The organism is Candidatus Poribacteria bacterium (assembly GCA_028820845.1).
GTDB lineage: Bacteria > Poribacteria > WGA-4E > WGA-4E > WGA-3G > WGA-3G.
This window is the reverse complement of sequence record JAPPII010000007.1, coordinates 37,409-54,887: the sequence shown is the minus strand read 5'-3', so window position 1 is coordinate 54,887 and position 17,479 is coordinate 37,409. Positions and strand designations below refer to the sequence as shown.

Sequence of the window (17,479 nt, the reverse complement as noted above, 5' to 3'; positions counted from 1 at the left end):
TACGCTCTTAGGCAACGCTTTTAGTAGTCGGACCACAACTTTGATAAATGTCAGTCTATTAACACTTTGATTCGCGTCTGATTCGGCAGCGGTCATAGCTTCAACCTGCACAGAATTCTCTTGGGCGCGGGAAACCAAAGGCATACTGAATATCAGTAATACCAAAAAAAAGCCAAAACATGAAATATTGAACTTATTTTCATTCAATTTCTCCTTAATGAAAATGGGTTACAACCCGAATTATACTCTACTTACCGCCAAAAGTCAAATTATTCGTGAGGTACTGAGGTCCGGACGGTTCTGTTTTTCAAATCAATCAACAGAACCGGAAAGTCTCAGCTGCCTGCGAACGGCTTGACGCACCTCATTACATATATGTGTTGCATGCTGTGTATTCTCTGCTGTTCTTGAAGGTCCGGGATAGCGAGATTCCACCGCGTACTCCGTGATTATCTTGAAGTCAGGTTGCCAATCGCACCAAGCAGGCAAGGTAGGTATAATCAACGCCAGCAATTCTTCAAGGTTATGCGTTCTCGGAACAGGAACATTCGCTTCCTGCAACCATGCCTTGAGATATTTTTCAATACACTGCTGAGCATGGAAACAGATAATATCATGCAGCGGATTTGATCCCAACAGGAGCTGCTGGACAGCAGCGTAATCATTTTCAGCCTTCTCTATCCATTCCAGCGTCAATGGATTCATGCAATCCTTTTCCTTTCTGAGAATATTCGCTCCGTAATGCATGTCTTGTAGATTTTTGATAGTGCAGTTGGCATCGGCACCATGAAGCACTTTGCCTTTTTCAGCGATCTCGCGGAGAAACCAATCATTATATGATACACGATACGCAATTTCTTTCGGTGAACGAACTAAGAGATCCAGACCAAAGTGGTATGAGATACGCTGTCGGATCTCTATCGCCTTGTTGCGAAATTCCGATTTCGGAATATCCATCACGACAAGTAGGTCTACATCTGAGTCTTCCGTGGGAGTCCCATACGCATAGGAGCCAAAGAGAATTACTTGTAGCGGTGCGAATTCTCGCACGATGTCATCACAAGTGGCCTGAATCTCCTGTTGGGTGACCATGCAAACCCTCCTTTGAGATGAAATATAACACATTTGATAAAAACTATCAAGTTTAGGTGCAAAAGAGCAAAAGATTCACTCCTTTAATGGCTGTCCCCCAGGGCGAAGTGCATCATAGCGAGGCTTGCCCTAAGAGTTCAGGGTTCTTGAAGGCAGTATCTGGGCTGCCATCAAAAATTACCTGTCCATCACGTAGCAAGAGGACCCGGTTGGCATATCTCAAGGTGAGATCGGTATCGTGGGTTGCGAAAATGAGGGCTTTATGCTCGCGTCGGATTTCATTGCAGAGCTCATCCATCAACTGATAGAGATGTTGTGCATCCTGACCGGTAGTAGGTTCATCAAGGAGAAAAATATGTGGACGTAGCGAAAAATTTGCCGCGACAGCAGTGCGCTGACGCTGTCCTCGCGACAAGGCATACGGTGCCTCTGAATCGATATCTGTTAGGTCGAAGCGTCTGATTGTTTGATTAACCCGATCTTCAAGTGTCTTTCTTGAAAACTTTAGATTTTTTGGACCGAATGCGACTTCATCGCGAACGGTCTTCGCCTGTAGAAGTAAATCTGGATTCTGAAACACGATCCCGACTTCGCCAGCCAATTGATGGAGTTTCATACGTTTTCGCGGCTTTCCAGCAATCGCCACCTCCCCCGCCGATGGACGCAGCAAACCTGCAATGAGATGAATTAAGGTTGTCTTACCGGACCCATTCGCGCCCATAATTGCGAAGACCTCCCCGTGTTGCGCTTCACAGGAGATTCCTTGCACCGCATCTGTATCGGTATTTGGATAGCGAAAATAGAGTTCATTGACGCTCAGACTAAAGTTTTTTGAGGGTGAAACGATAGAAGTTGTCCGACGGGATGGTTGGGTATCAGACGCAGTTTCCCTATCAACAGGCACTTGCACACCCAAACGCTGATACGGCGAGAAATCCTTAAACGCTTCCACTCTGGGTAAATCAAGAACGAGTTGTCCTTGATCCATTAGCCATACATGATCGCACAGCGGCGCGACTTCCTTAGTTCGATGGGTCGCTAAGATGACGGTTATTCCCATCTCTTTATTAAGTTTCGCGACGATATCGAGAATGTCGCGTGTTGCCTGTGGATCGAGATGGCTGGTAGGTTCATCAAGAAGCAGGACTTGGGGTTGCATTGCACAGATAGCAGCGAGGGCAATACGCTGTTTTTGACCGCCTGAGAGCGATGAGATTTCCCGATTCTGGAAATCAGACAGACCCACCTGTTCTAAGGCGATAGCAATTCGTTCTTGAATCTCCTCGGACGAGAAACCGAGATTTTCGAGTCCAAAGGCAATCTCATCTTCAACTAAAGTGCAAAAGAGTTGATCTTCAGGGTCTTGGAAGAGGAGTGCGACCTGTTGGCATGTAGTGGCGAGGGGTTGGGCAGCGAGATTCTTTCCCTTGAGAAGGACCCTTCCAGTGAGTGTTCCTGCCGAAGCGTGTGGGATTAAACCGTTGAGTGTCCTCAGCAATGTGGACTTGCCGCATCCTGTTGGACCCGTTAGCAGCACAAACGCCCCGGAAAGGACACGGGTGGTAATGCCCCGCAGTGTGCGGATTTGGCGACTCGGATACGTGAAACCGAGGTTTTCTACCTCAATAGATGCCATGGTTTCATTAAGTCAGACCTTCAATTTGCACGGGGACGGAGCCGAAGAGTTGTTCTAAATGCCGTGCGATGGACTCACGGAAAGCATCAAATGCCTCTTGGGTATGGCGACCCAAATCGTCGGTGTGATGTCTGAAACTATCGTAGAGCTGCGCATGTTGCGCGCGAACACGGGCAAGGAGCCTATGGACATACACTTGCAATTCACCGAGACGCTCGCTTTGTTCTTTCGCGAAAGCCCCAGCAGCATCCTTGAAAGCCCTGAGTTCCGCCTCTAAGTACTCCTTGAACATCGACTCTTGGAAACCGGTGAGTGCGCTCTGTGCAGCATAGCGAAAATCCTCGTGAATCGCATTATACTCTTTCTTAACACGGGCAAAAAGTTGCCGCGAATAGCTTTGCATCTCATGCATCCACTCGTCTGGCACCTGTGTAAGCTGCGAAATTCTCTCTTTAAAGGTCTCCATTTCATGTGCCAAGAAGTTTCTGAAGTCTTCAACAGCAACAGTATGACGTGTTATTTTCTCAAGGTGGTAGCCCATAATTGCCAATCGGACAGCTTCTGGGAACATAGGACGATAGTCTTTCAACACTTTCATCAAAAATCGTGCATACTCCAGACCTTGCTTCGAGAAGAGTTGCTTTTGGATTGACCGGAAAAATGCGCGAATTTCCGCCATATTATCGATTGCTCTGACATTATTGTGGGTTTTAGGCATATACTCCAGTAACTTCAAACACCGAGCAAAATAGTTCTTCAAGGTCGGATCGTAGAGCGTCGAAACAACCCGCCGATATTCCCTAAGAAGCTTATTGCGCGGCATTTCCGGCACAAAATTAAGGGTCATGTCGGTCTGGTTTCCGCTGGACTCCCCAAGCAACCGATCTTCACGTTTTAATCGGTGCCAGAGGTCCGTCTCCTTTAGAGCGGTAAGCAAACCTGCCATCGCCATCGGAATACCGGCTTCTTGAATAAACCGGATATGCGAATCAAACTCAGTATCACCATCAAGCCCGATGATGAAGCCACCCGTAACCTCCATCCCTTTGCTCTGTATCTCTCTGACAGCACGCAATAAGTAGCTACCGGCATCTTCCTGTTTGCTCGTGTTTTGCCCTTTAGAGGTACTAATCAGCGCATCGTCATTAGGGCTTTCAATGCCGAGGAACACCATGTTAAAACCTGCGTCACTCATTGCATCGAGCATTTCAGGGATTTCAACGAGGTTCACGCTGGCTTCGGTATAAAGTGAGAAGGGGAATTGTCGTTCTTCTTGCCATTTGTTAACAGCCGGAAGTAGGCGCATAGCGTCGCGTTTGTTACCGATAAAGTTGTCGTCAACGACAAACATTGCCCCTTTCCATCCGAGTTTATAGAGCATTTCAAACTCAGCAAGCATCTGTTCATTACTTTTCGTGCGTGGGACACGCCCAAATAATTTTGTAATATCACAGAATTCGCAATTGAAGGGACAACCTCGCGAGAACTGGAGTGCCATTGATCCGTAGGAGTTGACATCAATAAGGTCGTAACGCGGCAACGGGGTTTTCGTAATATCAGGTTTTCGGGTTTCGCGATAGACCTCTTTCGCGGCACCGCTCTCAAAATCGGTCAAAAAGTCCTCAAAAATCTCCTCTACTTCACCGAAGAGAAAATGGTTGATCGTAGCGTCGGTTTCCTCTTTAATATTATCGTAATAGGAGGTAGGATGTGGACCTCCTGAAATAATCGGGACTCCTGCTCGGTTGCAACGTTCTGCCACTTCGTAAAGCGACGCTTTTTGAACAATCATCGTCGATGTCAAGGCAACATCTGCCCACTGAATATGTGCATCGGTGAGTGGCTCAATATTAAGATCTACAACCTTTAAGTTATAGTTCTTGGGAAACATGCCGGCGATCGTTAGCAACCCAAGCGGCGGCATTGAGGATTCTTTACCAAGAAAATCTAAAGCGTATTTAAACCCCCAATACGATGGAGGGAACTTCGGATAAATAAATAGTGCATTTGGCATAGTCTATGTGTACTCCTGCGTGGGTATATCATCATACGTATTGCCAATTTTTTTTGAATAAATTGTTAATCTAATCAATCCAAACAATATTATATCACATTTTCCAATTTTTATCAAATTTTTCTTTTTTAGATTTTTAGAAGCCTCTAATGTTCGGTTCTCAACAAATTTCGCACACCATAGTAATTTGCTTTCACTATACCGTACATGCTAAAATATTTTCACGATACGGGACAGGTTAATGGGGACGATAGATGTACAAACACCGACTTCCACAACGCCTTATACTCCTCGCTAGTCTACTTCTCTGTGTGATCGGAACTCCTGAATTACTACACAGTGCTGACGACACAGAACAGAGTGGTTCGGAAAAGGCAACTGCTAATAACGAGGCAGAGAACAACACAACCGAACCGCACTATTATATTCGTCAACTCCGTTTTGATGGCAACAAGCACTTAAATGAGAAAAGATTAACAACCCTATTCGAGTGGCAGGCAGAAAAAGCGTACTCCCAGACAGAAATCAGAGAAGGGTTTGAACGTATCCTTGATACATACCGGACAGACGGGTTTGTGTTCGCCAAGATAACCCCAACTGTTTCACCGATCTCGGAAAGCGAAACAGATGTGTCAATTACGGTAAAAATTGTTGAAAGTAGACAGATCCGAATAGGAACATTGAAACTTACGGGAAACCAGCGTTTTTCAGAAGATGAAATTCGTGATGAACTCGGTTTAAAGCAGGGCAAACTTTTTACAGAAGCGGCACTCACACGCGGCATCGAGCGCGTCCAGACCCTATATAGTGAACATGGCTATCCAAAGGTTGAAATCGAACCCAAAGACATCGAACTTTCGCAAGAAACGGCTACTGTTGACTTTCAATTGCATATCCGTGAAGGCTCGCAAATTCAGATTGGTAAGGTCAAAGTGAGTGGTCTCCAGAAAACGAAAACAGAAGTCGTCCTTCGAGAAATTCCAGTGAAGCCTAACCAATGTTTTGATCAACGCAATATTGACACGAGTTATCGCCGATTGCGCAATTTAGGATATTTCTATCAGATTAGCCCGAATGTGCTGGAGGCAGGTGAAACAGCCGACAAGATTAATTTTCACGCCCAAGTCACCGAAGCAAAAACTGGACGACTGAGTGGTGTTGTTGGATACGCGCCCCCAGATGCCGAAGTTGACGCGGCACCACAACTTACAGGTATACTCGAAGCCAACGAAACGAATCTGTTAGGAACAGGTAGACAGTTCAATCTCTATTGGAAATCTGGTCTGCTTAGAATCTTCAGAATTAGTTATGCTGAACCCTGGGTATTCGGCAAACCGGTAACCATCGGCATAGACTACGGACAACTCAAACAGCAGCGTCTTGATCGAGAGCAATTTACGGGTTTCCCACCTAATGACAGCGGAACAGTCGCTGAAGAGCGTTCCAGCAGCATAAGTGCGATTACTAACTTCGGACGCGTCTTTGAAGGTGCCCTGACGTTAGGATATAAGCAGATCAATGTCCCAAACACAGGGCTGCCCCCGACAACACTGACACCTCTTGAAGCTCAATCTCCAATTACTACACCGTCAACCGAACTCCAACCCTATAGTGGAACAAAATATAGCCTCACATTCCGGTTGACCCGCGATACCCGCGATTATTTTCTCAACCCGACGCGGGGTCGGCGCGACAGCATCGCCTTTGAGGTGTCTCGGAGTGATTTTCGGCTCCGAAAGGCGTGGCTCTCTCTCCAACAATACTTCCCAACGTGGCGGAAACAGACGGTAGCCGTTGAACTCCACGGTGCTGCGGCATGGGGTGTTAATATTCCGCCAACCGAACTCTTCTACCTTGGCGGTGCAACCACATTGCGTGGATATGATGAAGACTGGTTTTCTGGACCGCGCCGCGTTTACGCGAATATTGAATATCGGTATCTTGTCGGACCTGACTCCCAGATTTTCGTTTTTACGGATTTAGGGGCTGTAACCTTGATGGAGACCCCTTCCGTTTTCGACAGACTTCGAGTTGGTTACGGATTCGGTGCGAGGCTTGAATCCAGAGGCGGTATCTTACGACTGAACTATGGACTCGCCGCAGGGGATTCCTTGTTGAGAGGAAAAATTCACGTCAGTTTAGGTGCGTCATTTTGACCGGCATAGAAACACAACTTATGGGGCGTTTTGGCATTTAATTTGCGAAGTGGGGAAAATTGTTGTAAAATATATAGGAGCAATAATAATAGATGTTCACAACAATTGGAGGTTTAAATGACCAAAAACAAGAAGTTACAACGTTGGGTTGAAGAAGCAGCAGAACTCTGCCAACCTGACGCTATCTATTGGTGTGATGGATCTCAGGAAGAAAATGATCGCCTCTGTGAAGAATTAGTCCAAAATGGCACTTTTGTACGCTTAGATCCGAAAAAGCGTCCGGGCAGTTACCTTGCGCGTTCCAGCCCTGCCGATGTCGCACGCGTTGAAGACAGAACATTTATCTGTGCGAAGAACCCACTCGAAGCGGGTCCGACCAACAATTGGCACGATCCAGATGACATGAAAGCTACTCTCAAAGGACTTTTCAAAGGTTGTATGAGGGGCAGAACAATGTACGTCGTGCCGTTCAGCATGGGACCCCTCGGTTCACCGATTTCACACATCGGCGTTGAAATTAGCGATTCGCCCTACGTCGTTGTCAATATGCGGATTATGACCCGCATGGGCAGTGCTGTCCTTGATGTGCTTGGTGAAGATGGCGACTTTGTGCCGTGTCTACATTCCGTTGGCATGCCGCTTGAACCCGGACAAGATGATGTCGTTTGGCCCTGTGATCCCGATAACAAATATATTGTGCACTTTCCCGAAGAACGCTCCATCTGGTCCTACGGCAGCGGCTACGGTGGAAACGCCCTGCTCGGCAAAAAATGCTATGCCCTCCGTATCGCCTCCATTATGGCGAAAAATGACGGATGGATGGCAGAACACATGCTTATTTTGGGATTAACCAGTCCAGAAGGTGAGAAGACTTACATCGCAGCGGCGTTTCCGAGTGCTTGTGGCAAAACGAACCTCGCAATGCTTACGCCGACCATCCCAGGTTGGAAAGCGGAGACGATCGGGGACGACATTGCTTGGATGAAATTCGGTGAAGATGGTCGGCTCTATGCAATCAACCCAGAAGCAGGCTTTTTCGGGGTTGCACCCGGCACATCCATGGATACGAATCCAAACGCGATGCACACACTCGCCTCAAACTCAATTTTCACCAACGCTGCACTTACAGAAGACGGAGATGTCTGGTGGGAAGAGAAAAGTGAAGAGACCCCTGAAACGCTGACGAGTTGGCTCGGTGAAGAGTGGCATCCCGGTGACGAGAAGACAGCCGCACACCCGAATTCACGCTATACAACCCCTGCTGCACAATGCCCCATCATTGACCCAAACTGGGAAAATCCGAACGGTGTACCAATCTCAGCGATTCTTTTTGGCGGACGACGCGCCAATACAGTCCCGCTCGTATTTGAAGCCTTTGATTGGCAACACGGGACTTTCATCGGCTCTATCGCTTCCTCCGAACGCACCGCAGCTGCTGCCGGAACGGTCGGTGAACTCCGACGCGACCCAATGGCGATGCTGCCGTTCTGTGGCTACAATATGGGAGATTACTTCACACACTGGCTGGAAATGGGCAAAAGCACGGATACCAGCAAACTCCCGAAAATCTTTTATGTGAATTGGTTCCGTAAAGATGCCGATGGTGGTTGGCTCTGGCCCGGCTTCGGTGAAAACAGCCGTGTGCTTAAGTGGATCGTGGAACGCGTCTCTGGAAACGGCGAAGCCGTTGAAACGCCTATCGGTTATACCCCTGCCCCCAATGCGATTGACATCAGCGGTTTGGACGTAACAGACCAAGAGATGGAAGAACTGCTGAACGTTGATGTCGAAGAATGGCTCAAGGAAATTGCGTTGATTCGCGAGCATTACGAACGTTTTGGTGAGAAATTGCCGAAAGCGTTATTTGATGAATTGGCTGCGTTAGAGGCTCGTTTGCGTGAGAAGCAGTAAGACTGAAACATTTGAACTTATAAGGCGAGGTCTCTGTGCCTCGCCTTATCGTTAATAAGGTGGAACAATCATGACCCAACTCCTTGAAAAAGTGCTTACCGAGGTTTATAAATTGCCGCCAGAAAAACAGGACACTATTGCTGCTGTGATTCTTGAAGAACTCGAAGATGAACGGTTATGGGATAAGGCTTTTGCTGAATCTCAAGATAAACTTGCCCAACTTGCGCGTAAAGTTCGGGCTGATATTAAAGCCAATCGGGTCAAAAAGATGGGAATTGATAACTCGGCAATCTGAGTTTGTGTCCACCTATGCACATACTAAAAATTCTAATGAAGAAAGGAACACAATTATAGTGTCTTATATAGAACCAAAAAATTCGAGTCCTGTCGATAAGGAGGACATTGTTCACCCCCGAGTTATACCTTTCATACTGATGCACCTCGCGTGTTTTGGAATTATCTGGGTAGACGTTCAACCCATAGATTGGATTATATGCGGTGCCTTGTACGTTATTCGGATGTTCGGAATCACAGCGGGATTTCACCGATACTTCTCTCACCGTTCATTCAAAACCAGTCGCATATTTCAATTTTTTCTCGCATTTTTGGGTCAGAGTTCAGCACAACGAGGTGTCCTATGGTGGGCAGCGAAACATCGCTTACACCATAAGTACTCTGACACGGACCAAGATGTACACTCCCCCGTTAAACACGGATTTTGGTATTCCCACGTCCTTTGGATATTCTCCAAACGTGGACTGCCTGCAGACTATCACTTAATTAAGGACTTTCAGAAATATCCTGAACTCGCTTGGCTTGAAAAGTGGGAAAGACTCCCACCCTTCGTATTAGGGGTTTGCGTCTGGCTGCTTGCGGGTTGGTCGGGTCTTTTCGTAGGGTTCTTCCTGAGTACAGTCTTGCTTTTTCATGGAACCTTCACGATTAATTCGCTTGCCCATATTCACGGTAAACAAGCGTATGTTACTGGCGATCACTCTCGTAACAACTTACTGCTTGCTATCATTACACTCGGTGAGGGATGGCATAACAACCATCATCACTTCCCGAGCGCGACACCACAAGGCTTTCACTGGTGGCAAATTGATGTCACATATTATATCTTGAAAGTTTTGTCGATTTTTAGGATTGTTTGGGGTCTACGCTTGCCTCCGGCACATGTGGTTGCGGGTAAACGCAAGCTATCCTTCGCTGTTGTTGAAAAAGCTGCACAACAATTGGCAGCAAGTTTTTCAACTGAACAGATCGGGAAAACACTCTTGACAACATGGTCGCACTCGTCAAAGCTTGAAGAACTTCGTAAACGTGCTCGTATCGGTCAGACGGAAGTTGAGAAGTTTCTCAGAGAGTTAAAAATTCCTGAGCTACCAGCACCAACAGACCTGAAACACAAAGCACAAAAAATGTTTGCCCATATACCGTCGTTAAATCCAGTTGTTGAACGTGCACATCAAATTATTATCGAATCCATTTCGGTTTGGTTAGTTCAAGAAGCGAATGCGATGTAAAGACAGGAATTGAATTTCATCACTACACACGCTGAAAGAATGCCTCAATTCCTTCGGCGTGTTTCTCAAAATCATGCTCGGCAAGAGCCTTGAGGTTGTCTAACTGCGTAAGGGTATCCAATTCCCAAAAATCGATTTCTGCGTTGATGCGTAGGTAATTCTGCTTCAGCAGCAGTTGGACCATATTTGCAGATGCCTGCGATTGCAGGGTCATTACGTAAGATGTCAACTTCGCACCGCCCCACCCTGTAAGGAACCCCCAACCGCGTCTATCGCGATACATATTCACGGAATGTCCTGTCCCAAGGGATAGCATTCTAATTTCTCGTGTGTCTTTTTCAAACGTTGAGAGTGCCTCAACAAGCGCAATTGTAGAGGGGTTATTTGCCCAGAGTCCACCATCCGCTAACAAGGAGTTATCTAAGGATTTTGGGGCAAAAAATGTCGGCGCAGCGCACGAGGCTAGAACAGCGTCCCTCAAACTCACTTCTTTGTCTGCAGGAGCGATCTCCGAATCGCGACTTCCATAATTCGATCTGAAGATGTGAATCTCACTTTTGGAAATCTCCGAACTTGTTATCATCAGCGGCGTTTCTATTTCGTTGAGGGATGTTGCGGGTAGGTGTGCAGCGAGGATTTGCGCCAGTCTCTTGCTTGGATATTTGCTGAGAAACAACGGAATACGATACCACCTTCTGCGGAAGATATGGGGCGTTTCGGTCTCGAACAGTTCGACAATATCTTGCATCGGAATACCGGAGACCGCGGCACCAGCAATGATTGCCCCTGTGCTTGTGCCAGCGATGAGGTCGAAACAGGTTTTGATCGGTCTCTGAAGAGCCTGTTCAATTTTGGCGAGAAATTGGGCAGTGTATATGCCACGAGTGCCACCACCATCAAGTGCAAGGATGTGGAAGGTATCCATTTTTTTTAATGATTGTATCTCTGATTCTCACTATACAAGAGTTTTGTTATCTTTGCCTGCCATAATCACGATACCATATCCAGTTGCCAAAATCAACTGAATTTTCCGTTGACATAAACCTACGACTTCTGCTAAAATGCTACCCAAAACAGCAGGGCAAGGAGAACGCATTCATGAATCGTAGAAATTTTTTACTTCAGGGAAGCACCGCACTGGCGGGAATTCTTCTCGCGAACAGTCCGCTGCGTGTATACGCCGACCACCACATGGGTCAGAAATTACCATCACTCCCCTACGCGTATGATGCGCTTGAACCCCATATTGACAAACGCACGATGGAAATCCATCACGGAAAACACCACCAAGGCTATGTCAATAAACTGAACGCGGCAGTCGCACAGAGTCACGATTTGATGCATACGACACTTGAGGGAATGCTGCGTAACATCAATAGAGTACCGGAACACATCCGCCAAGCCGTTATCAATAGCGGCGGTGGACACGCGAATCACACGCTTTTCTGGAGCATCATGAAACCCAACGGCGGTGGTGGCCCGATAAAAAAAATTGCCGAAGCCATTCAATCCACCTTTGGCTCAATTGATGATGGAAGGGAAATGTTCACGAAAGCAGCGAAGACCCATTTCGGATCCGGATGGGCATGGCTTGTTGTTGATGAAAATAAGAAGTTGCAAATCTACTCAACATCAAATCAGGATAGTCCGCTGATGAAGGGACACACCCCTATTCTCGGTCTCGATGTTTGGGAACACGCTTACTATCTCAATTACCAGAACCGTCGTGCTGACTACGTTGACGCCTGGCTGAATCTCATCAATTGGGAACAGGTGAACACCAACTATCTCGCAGCGATGAACGGATAGCGAAGCATAACGCCGTCAAAGACTGTACCTATCGGCAGGATGAGGAGGCAATATGGAGCGTAGAGATTTTTTACGACAAAGCGGTTTAACTCTCACTGGATTGCTGCTGAGCCCATGGGCAGTTTATGCCTTTCCACGTCGTGAAGGTGAAATACTTATCCCGTTCGCTGATCAGCCGCCGGAACCACCTTCACAACGCGGTCTGCTGGATTGGAACGAATTCGATGCCTTCATCACACCGAACGATGAATTCTTCAATGTCTCACATTACGGCAAACCCGAAGTCAATCTTGAGACGTGGAGACTTGAAGTGAGCGGTTTGGTCGAGAATCCGCTAACGCTCACGATTGAGGACATCAAAGCGCGCCCGAAGCAGGACGTAACTTTCACATTGGAATGCTCCGGCAACCACGGATTTCCGACATTCACAGGTGGCATTGGCAATGCGAAATGGGGAGGAACATCGCTCGCACCGATCCTCGAGGAAGCCGGTATCCGAGAAAACGGTATTGAAGTTATCTTTGTTGGACAAGATGCCGGAGAAGAGGAACGACGGGATATAAAGATGCGTCAGAACTTTGCTCGGAGTATGTCAGTTGAAGATGCGTTACAAGACACGAACCTTCTCTGCTATGAGATGAACGGTGAACCGCTACCACATCCAAATGGGGCACCGCTCCGTCTCATCACGCCGGGTTGGTACGGCATCGCCTGCGTTAAATGGCTCAAACGCATCGAGATCCGAGACACTCGATTCATGGGCAGATTCATGGGCCGCGATTATGTCACGATACGTGAAGAAAAACGTCCTGACGGTGAATCAGTCTGGATGGAGACTTCCGTTGGTAGAACAAAACTGAAATCGTTGGCAGCAAAGGTAACGCGTATCGGCGACAAATACCGCATCTACGGCGCGGCATGGGGCGCGCCTATTGAAACTGTTGAAGTGAGCATTGATGGCGGGGCATGGCAAAAGGCAACCATAGACCCGGAAGAGGATGCCGAATTCGCATGGAAAATCTGGCATCTCAATTGGAACAATCCACCAAAAGGTGAGCATACTGTTGTCTCCAGAGCGATTGACACAGCAGGAAACATCCAACCCGCAGCCGATTCTGACTACATCACTGGAAAACACACCTATTGGGAGAGTCACGGTCAGGTCGTCCGCCAAGTCAATATCGAATAGAAGTCTTTTTGTAGTGCTTGGTCCAGTTTAAAATTAGAGCGAAATTCTGTTCGTAGTAGGGCAATTCATTGCCCGTTGTTAATATTGAGACGTGCGATAAATCGCACTACTACGAACCAAACCTAAAATTAGCAGAACAGAAACTGTAATTAAAAATATGAAGATAACTGATGAACAGAAACAGCAATTCCAAGAGGAAGGCTATTGCATTTTAGAAAACGTTATCCCAGATTCACTGCTGGAACTGCTCCGCGGTGAGTGCGGAACCTTTATGAGCCAAATGGACGCTGAGATGGATCGTCAGGATACAGATGTCCTCGGCATCAATCATCGCAACAAACGGTATTTCGTCTCAAACTGCTTTAGGAAACAGCCGAAACTTCGTGAATTTTTGTTCAGCAACCTGATGGCGGAAGTCTGTCGTGCGACTTTAGGAGATACCGCATATCTCTTCTGGGAACAGTATGTCGTCAAAGGCGCGGAAGCGGGGATGAAGTTCAGTTGGCATCAGGACTCTGGTTACGTTGGCTACCCCGACCACAAGCCATACCTGACCTGTTGGTGTGCGCTTGACGATATGTCTGAAGAGAATGGAACGGTCTACGTGATGCCGTTTTCGCGTATCGGTATCCGCTCGTGGGTAAAGCATATCCGTGAAGAGGGCAGCAACGATATGGTGGGTTACTTCGGACCGGAAAAGGGTGTACCTGCTATCGTGCCTGCGGGAAGCATTGTGGCGTTCACGAGTATCAATTTCCATTGTAGCGGGACGAACTACACGAATAATTTGCGACGTGCGTATCTTGCACAGTATTCTGCGGAGCCGCTTCTGTCGCATGACGGGAGTCGTTTGTGGGGAAATGCGGAACCGTTGTTGAAAGATGGTAAGTCTGCTGTAGGAGAACCACCGCCAGATATTACGTCTCGGTTTGATTGAGGTATAGAATTAGATAGCAAATACTTTCAACACTTTCTCACTCAGGCGTGGTTTTATCACACCTGCTGTAATTTGAGATGGCAAGTCCAAGCGTGGCTTTATTTTATTTCCTCTGGACGACGACCAAACCCAGTCAGATAATTCCCAATTTTATCTTGAATACCCCGTGCAACTGCTGGTAGACCGACATAGTGGCTAATGAGAATGCCGAACGCAAAGACTTCATCGTCCGCCGTGACGGTATAACCGGCAAGTGCCGAAACCCCACTCAATGTTCCCGTCTTCGCACGCAATACCTTGTCAGCAGACACTCCCTGCATCCGATTTTTTAAAGTGCCATCAACGCCAGCAATTGGTAACGATGACAGATACTCTGGCATTAACTCAAAATTCTGATACATATAAATGAGCAGGTTCGTGAGTAACTCGGCATTGAGGAGATTATACCGAGAGAGTCCAGAACCGTCAACGAATCGATGTGCTGGTGGGTCATCCATGATTTCACTTAGGAATTCAGTGACAACTTGCCTTCCTTTCTGCCATGTTCCCGGTTCGCCAACCACTTCAGCACCGATTGTTTTGAAAATCAATTCGGCGATCCAATTATCGCTGGGTTTGTTCATTAATTTGAGAATATCAGCGAGCGGTGGCGATAGATGTTTATCAACAACCTGCGCATCTGATGGAACTGTTCCAGAGACCACCTCCCCTGCCACGCTAACGCCTCTCTCAATAAGTGCAGTTTTCAGAAGATGTCCACACGCGTATGCTCTATTCCATGTGTTCGTATCGGGTTCAATTTCCCGGATACTTAAAGCACTGATTATAAGCGGTCTGTCATCCCACATCCATCCTGGTCCCTCTGGCACCCGGTCTAAATATGTCTCGTCAATGACGATTTTACCGCGGACGGATTGGATACCAGTTTGCAAAAGTGCGTCGCCTAATTTAACTATATCATTACGCTGAAGCACCGGATCTGCTTTGCCCTTGAGATAGATATTGTTAGCAATTCCGTCGCTTATATCTGCATCAATGTAGACTGTTGTTTCAAACCGGTAGTCTGCTCCTAATTTTGCCAAAGCCGTTGCCGCTGTGAAGAGTTTTGTTGTAGAAGCAGGGTGATGTAGTTTACGTGTGTTCTTTCCGTAGATCACTTCGCCTGTCTCAACAGCAACCACTTTGATGCCGATGCTGGCGGTCGTAAACAAGGTGTCCTGCAAGACGGCATCAATATCAGCTTGTAGTTTTTTGATCGGATCTACAGAGGTCGTTGACGATTCGGTTTGAACCGACTTGGTAGCGAATATCCCGCAACCTGATAGCAACAACGCGAGGCAAACGAATAAAATAATATAGGTTCTCATGGGTTTTAATAATATCACAATTGAACGAATTATCAAAACACAAAGCACATCGGGCGTGATTGATACTACGCAAAACACAAGTAAAATTTGACTTTTTTCCCGAAATGTGATAGAATATTAGTAGGCGAATTGGACAGGCAAAACGACAGAAACACACAAAAAGGAGACACCGAATTTTGGCGTTATAGAGGGGAAGCTTGCAAGCCCATACGCAAAAGCGTAAGCCAAAACTTATTGTGAAAAGCATTATGGTTGAATTTTACGATACAACACTCAGGGATGGCAGCCAAGCAGAAGGCGTCGCGTTTTCTGTTGAAGATAAACTCATCATCATAGAAGCACTCGATAAATTAGGTATCCGCTATATTGAAGGAGGCTACCCGGGTTCCAATCCAAAAGACATAGAATTTTTCAGACGCGCCAAAAATATGACATTAGAAACGGCGACGATTGTGCCGTTTGGTAGCACGTACTATCCTACGTATACCCCCGAAACCGATCCGAATCTATCTGCACTACTGGATACCGGCGCAAGGACTATCACAATCTTTGGGAAAAGTTGGCGACTCCATGCAACCGACGTTCTGCGGGTAACACCAGAGGAGAACTTGGAATTGATTGAGAATTCCGTTCGCTACCTTGTAGAGAACGGTCGCGAAGTGATTTACGATGCGGAGCACTTTTTCGATGGTTACGCAGACGATGCTGAATATGCCATAGAGACATTACGTGCAGCTGCAATAGGTGGCGCGAGCTGCCTCGTCCTCTGTGATACCAATGGCGGTAGACTGCCGTTAGAAATTCAAGAAGGCGTAGCAACTGTGCTCTCCGAGTTGTCGCTACCGGTTGGTATTCATACACACAACGATGCTGGCATGGGTGCAGCGAACTCCGTACTGGCTGTGCAAGCAGGTGCAACCCATGTACAAGGCACATTCAACGGCTACGGTGAACGGTGCGGAAATGCAAATCTCGCCTCTATTATTCCGACAATCCAACTCAAACTCGGAATAGAATGTATAAGCGATACGCAGCTGCAAGGGTTAACAGAAGTTTCGCGGTTAATTAGTGAATTAGCAAATCTCCCTCACGACGAACGCCAGCCGTATGTGGGTCGCTCCGCCTTTGCCCACAAAGGTGGCTTGCATACAGATGCCATCCGCAAAAACCGCCTCACTTATGAACATATCGTCCCGGAAAGTGTCGGCAATACGCAACGGATTCTCGTATCTGATCAAGCAGGACGCGGCACGATCATGAAAAAGATTGAGAAGGAGTACCCAGATTACGACAAAAATTCACCACAGGTGCTGGAACTCTTCAAGCGACTGAAAGCAGCAGAACAAGAAGGCTATCAGTATGAAGCCGCTGAAGCGTCGTTTGAGCTGCTGACGCATAAGGTATTTAACGGACACGAATCCTTTTTCGATCCTGTCGGTTTTCGGGTGATTATTGAACAATTCAGCGATTTTGCCATGCGCTCCGAAGCAACAGTAAAGGTCGCAACGCCAGACGGTTTGACAGCACACACTGCTGCTGATGGCGATGGTCCCGTCAACGCACTTGACACAGCACTCCGAAAGGCACTGGAACAGTTTTATCCCGCCTTGCAAACAGTTCGACTCATAGATTATAAGGTCCGAGTATTGGATACCAAAGCGGGGACGGGTTCCAAGGTTCGGGTGCTTATTGAGGCGAGTGATGGAGAACGGAGTTGGAGAACTGTTGGTGTCTCAGAAAATATTATCTCTGCAAGTTGTGAAGCACTGATAGATAGTTTTGAATATAAGCTTTATAAAGATAAAAATACCATCGCCTCGTCAGAGGCGAAGTAATTGGACA

General features: G+C 47.1%; 14 protein-coding genes. 8 read left to right on the top strand and 6 right to left on the bottom strand.

Annotated features, from left to right (window positions below; translation table 11 throughout):
• From OXN25_01410 to OXN25_01395, 4 genes are all read right to left on the bottom strand, one after another.
• Positions 1–207, bottom strand: a 207-nt coding sequence (locus tag OXN25_01410) for a hypothetical protein (GenBank protein MDE0423504.1), incomplete at its 3' end; no start/stop codon positions are given.
• Positions 208–312: 105 nt separating this feature from the next.
• On the bottom strand, positions 313–1,092 hold the full coding sequence (locus OXN25_01405; protein MDE0423503.1) for a HEPN domain-containing protein: 780 nt from the start codon (positions 1,090–1,092) through the stop codon (positions 313–315).
• Between the two features lie 112 nt (positions 1,093–1,204).
• Positions 1,205–2,728 (bottom strand): energy-coupling factor transporter ATPase, encoded by a 1,524-nt coding sequence (locus tag OXN25_01400; protein MDE0423502.1) that lies wholly within the window; start codon positions 2,726–2,728, stop codon positions 1,205–1,207.
• Positions 2,729–2,735: 7 nt separating this feature from the next.
• Positions 2,736–4,742 carry a B12-binding domain-containing radical SAM protein gene (locus OXN25_01395; GenBank protein MDE0423501.1) on the bottom strand — a complete coding sequence of 669 codons (2,007 nt, stop codon included), beginning with the start codon at positions 4,740–4,742 and terminating at the stop codon, positions 2,736–2,738.
• 254 nt (positions 4,743–4,996) lie between these two features.
• Here OXN25_01395 and OXN25_01390 point away from each other — a divergent pair, with 254 nt between their 5' ends.
• From OXN25_01390 to OXN25_01375, 4 genes are all read left to right on the top strand, one after another.
• The gene (locus OXN25_01390) at positions 4,997–6,898 is read left to right on the top strand and encodes a BamA/TamA family outer membrane protein (protein MDE0423500.1); all 1,902 of its coding nucleotides are present in this window, start codon (positions 4,997–4,999) and stop codon (positions 6,896–6,898) included.
• A 117-nt stretch (positions 6,899–7,015) separates the two neighbouring features.
• Positions 7,016–8,809, top strand: coding sequence for a phosphoenolpyruvate carboxykinase (GTP) (locus tag OXN25_01385; protein MDE0423499.1), 1,794 nt, complete (start codon positions 7,016–7,018; stop codon positions 8,807–8,809).
• Positions 8,810–8,879: 70 nt separating this feature from the next.
• Entirely contained in the window at positions 8,880–9,104 is a 225-nt protein-coding gene (locus tag OXN25_01380; protein ID MDE0423498.1) for a hypothetical protein, read from the top strand.
• A 58-nt stretch (positions 9,105–9,162) separates the two neighbouring features.
• Positions 9,163–10,335, top strand: a complete 1,173-nt coding sequence (locus OXN25_01375; GenBank protein MDE0423497.1) for an acyl-CoA desaturase — start codon at positions 9,163–9,165, stop codon at positions 10,333–10,335.
• 22 nt (positions 10,336–10,357) lie between these two features.
• Here the strand turns inward: OXN25_01375 and OXN25_01370 are convergent, their stop codons facing one another.
• Entirely contained in the window at positions 10,358–11,260 is a 903-nt protein-coding gene (locus OXN25_01370) for a CBASS cGAMP-activated phospholipase (protein MDE0423496.1), read from the bottom strand.
• Positions 11,261–11,526: 266 nt separating this feature from the next.
• Here OXN25_01370 and OXN25_01365 point away from each other — a divergent pair, with 266 nt between their 5' ends.
• From OXN25_01365 to OXN25_01355, 3 genes are all read left to right on the top strand, one after another.
• Positions 11,527–12,144, top strand: a complete 618-nt coding sequence (locus tag OXN25_01365) for a superoxide dismutase (protein MDE0423495.1) — start codon at positions 11,527–11,529, stop codon at positions 12,142–12,144.
• Positions 12,145–12,196: 52 nt separating this feature from the next.
• Complete coding sequence (locus tag OXN25_01360) at positions 12,197–13,333, top strand: sulfite oxidase (protein ID MDE0423494.1); 1,137 nt, start codon at positions 12,197–12,199, stop codon at positions 13,331–13,333.
• A gap of 157 nt (positions 13,334–13,490) precedes the next feature.
• Entirely contained in the window at positions 13,491–14,270 is a 780-nt protein-coding gene (locus tag OXN25_01355) for a phytanoyl-CoA dioxygenase family protein (GenBank protein ID MDE0423493.1), read from the top strand.
• A 98-nt stretch (positions 14,271–14,368) separates the two neighbouring features.
• Here OXN25_01355 and dacB read toward each other — a convergent pair whose 3' ends face one another.
• Positions 14,369–15,637 carry a D-alanyl-D-alanine carboxypeptidase/D-alanyl-D-alanine-endopeptidase gene (gene dacB / locus OXN25_01350; protein ID MDE0423492.1) on the bottom strand — a complete coding sequence of 423 codons (1,269 nt, stop codon included), beginning with the start codon at positions 15,635–15,637 and terminating at the stop codon, positions 14,369–14,371.
• A 248-nt stretch (positions 15,638–15,885) separates the two neighbouring features.
• Here dacB and cimA point away from each other — a divergent pair, with 248 nt between their 5' ends.
• Positions 15,886–17,472, top strand: a complete 1,587-nt coding sequence (gene cimA, locus OXN25_01345) for a citramalate synthase (protein ID MDE0423491.1) — start codon at positions 15,886–15,888, stop codon at positions 17,470–17,472.
• Positions 17,473–17,479: the final 7 nt, after the last annotated feature.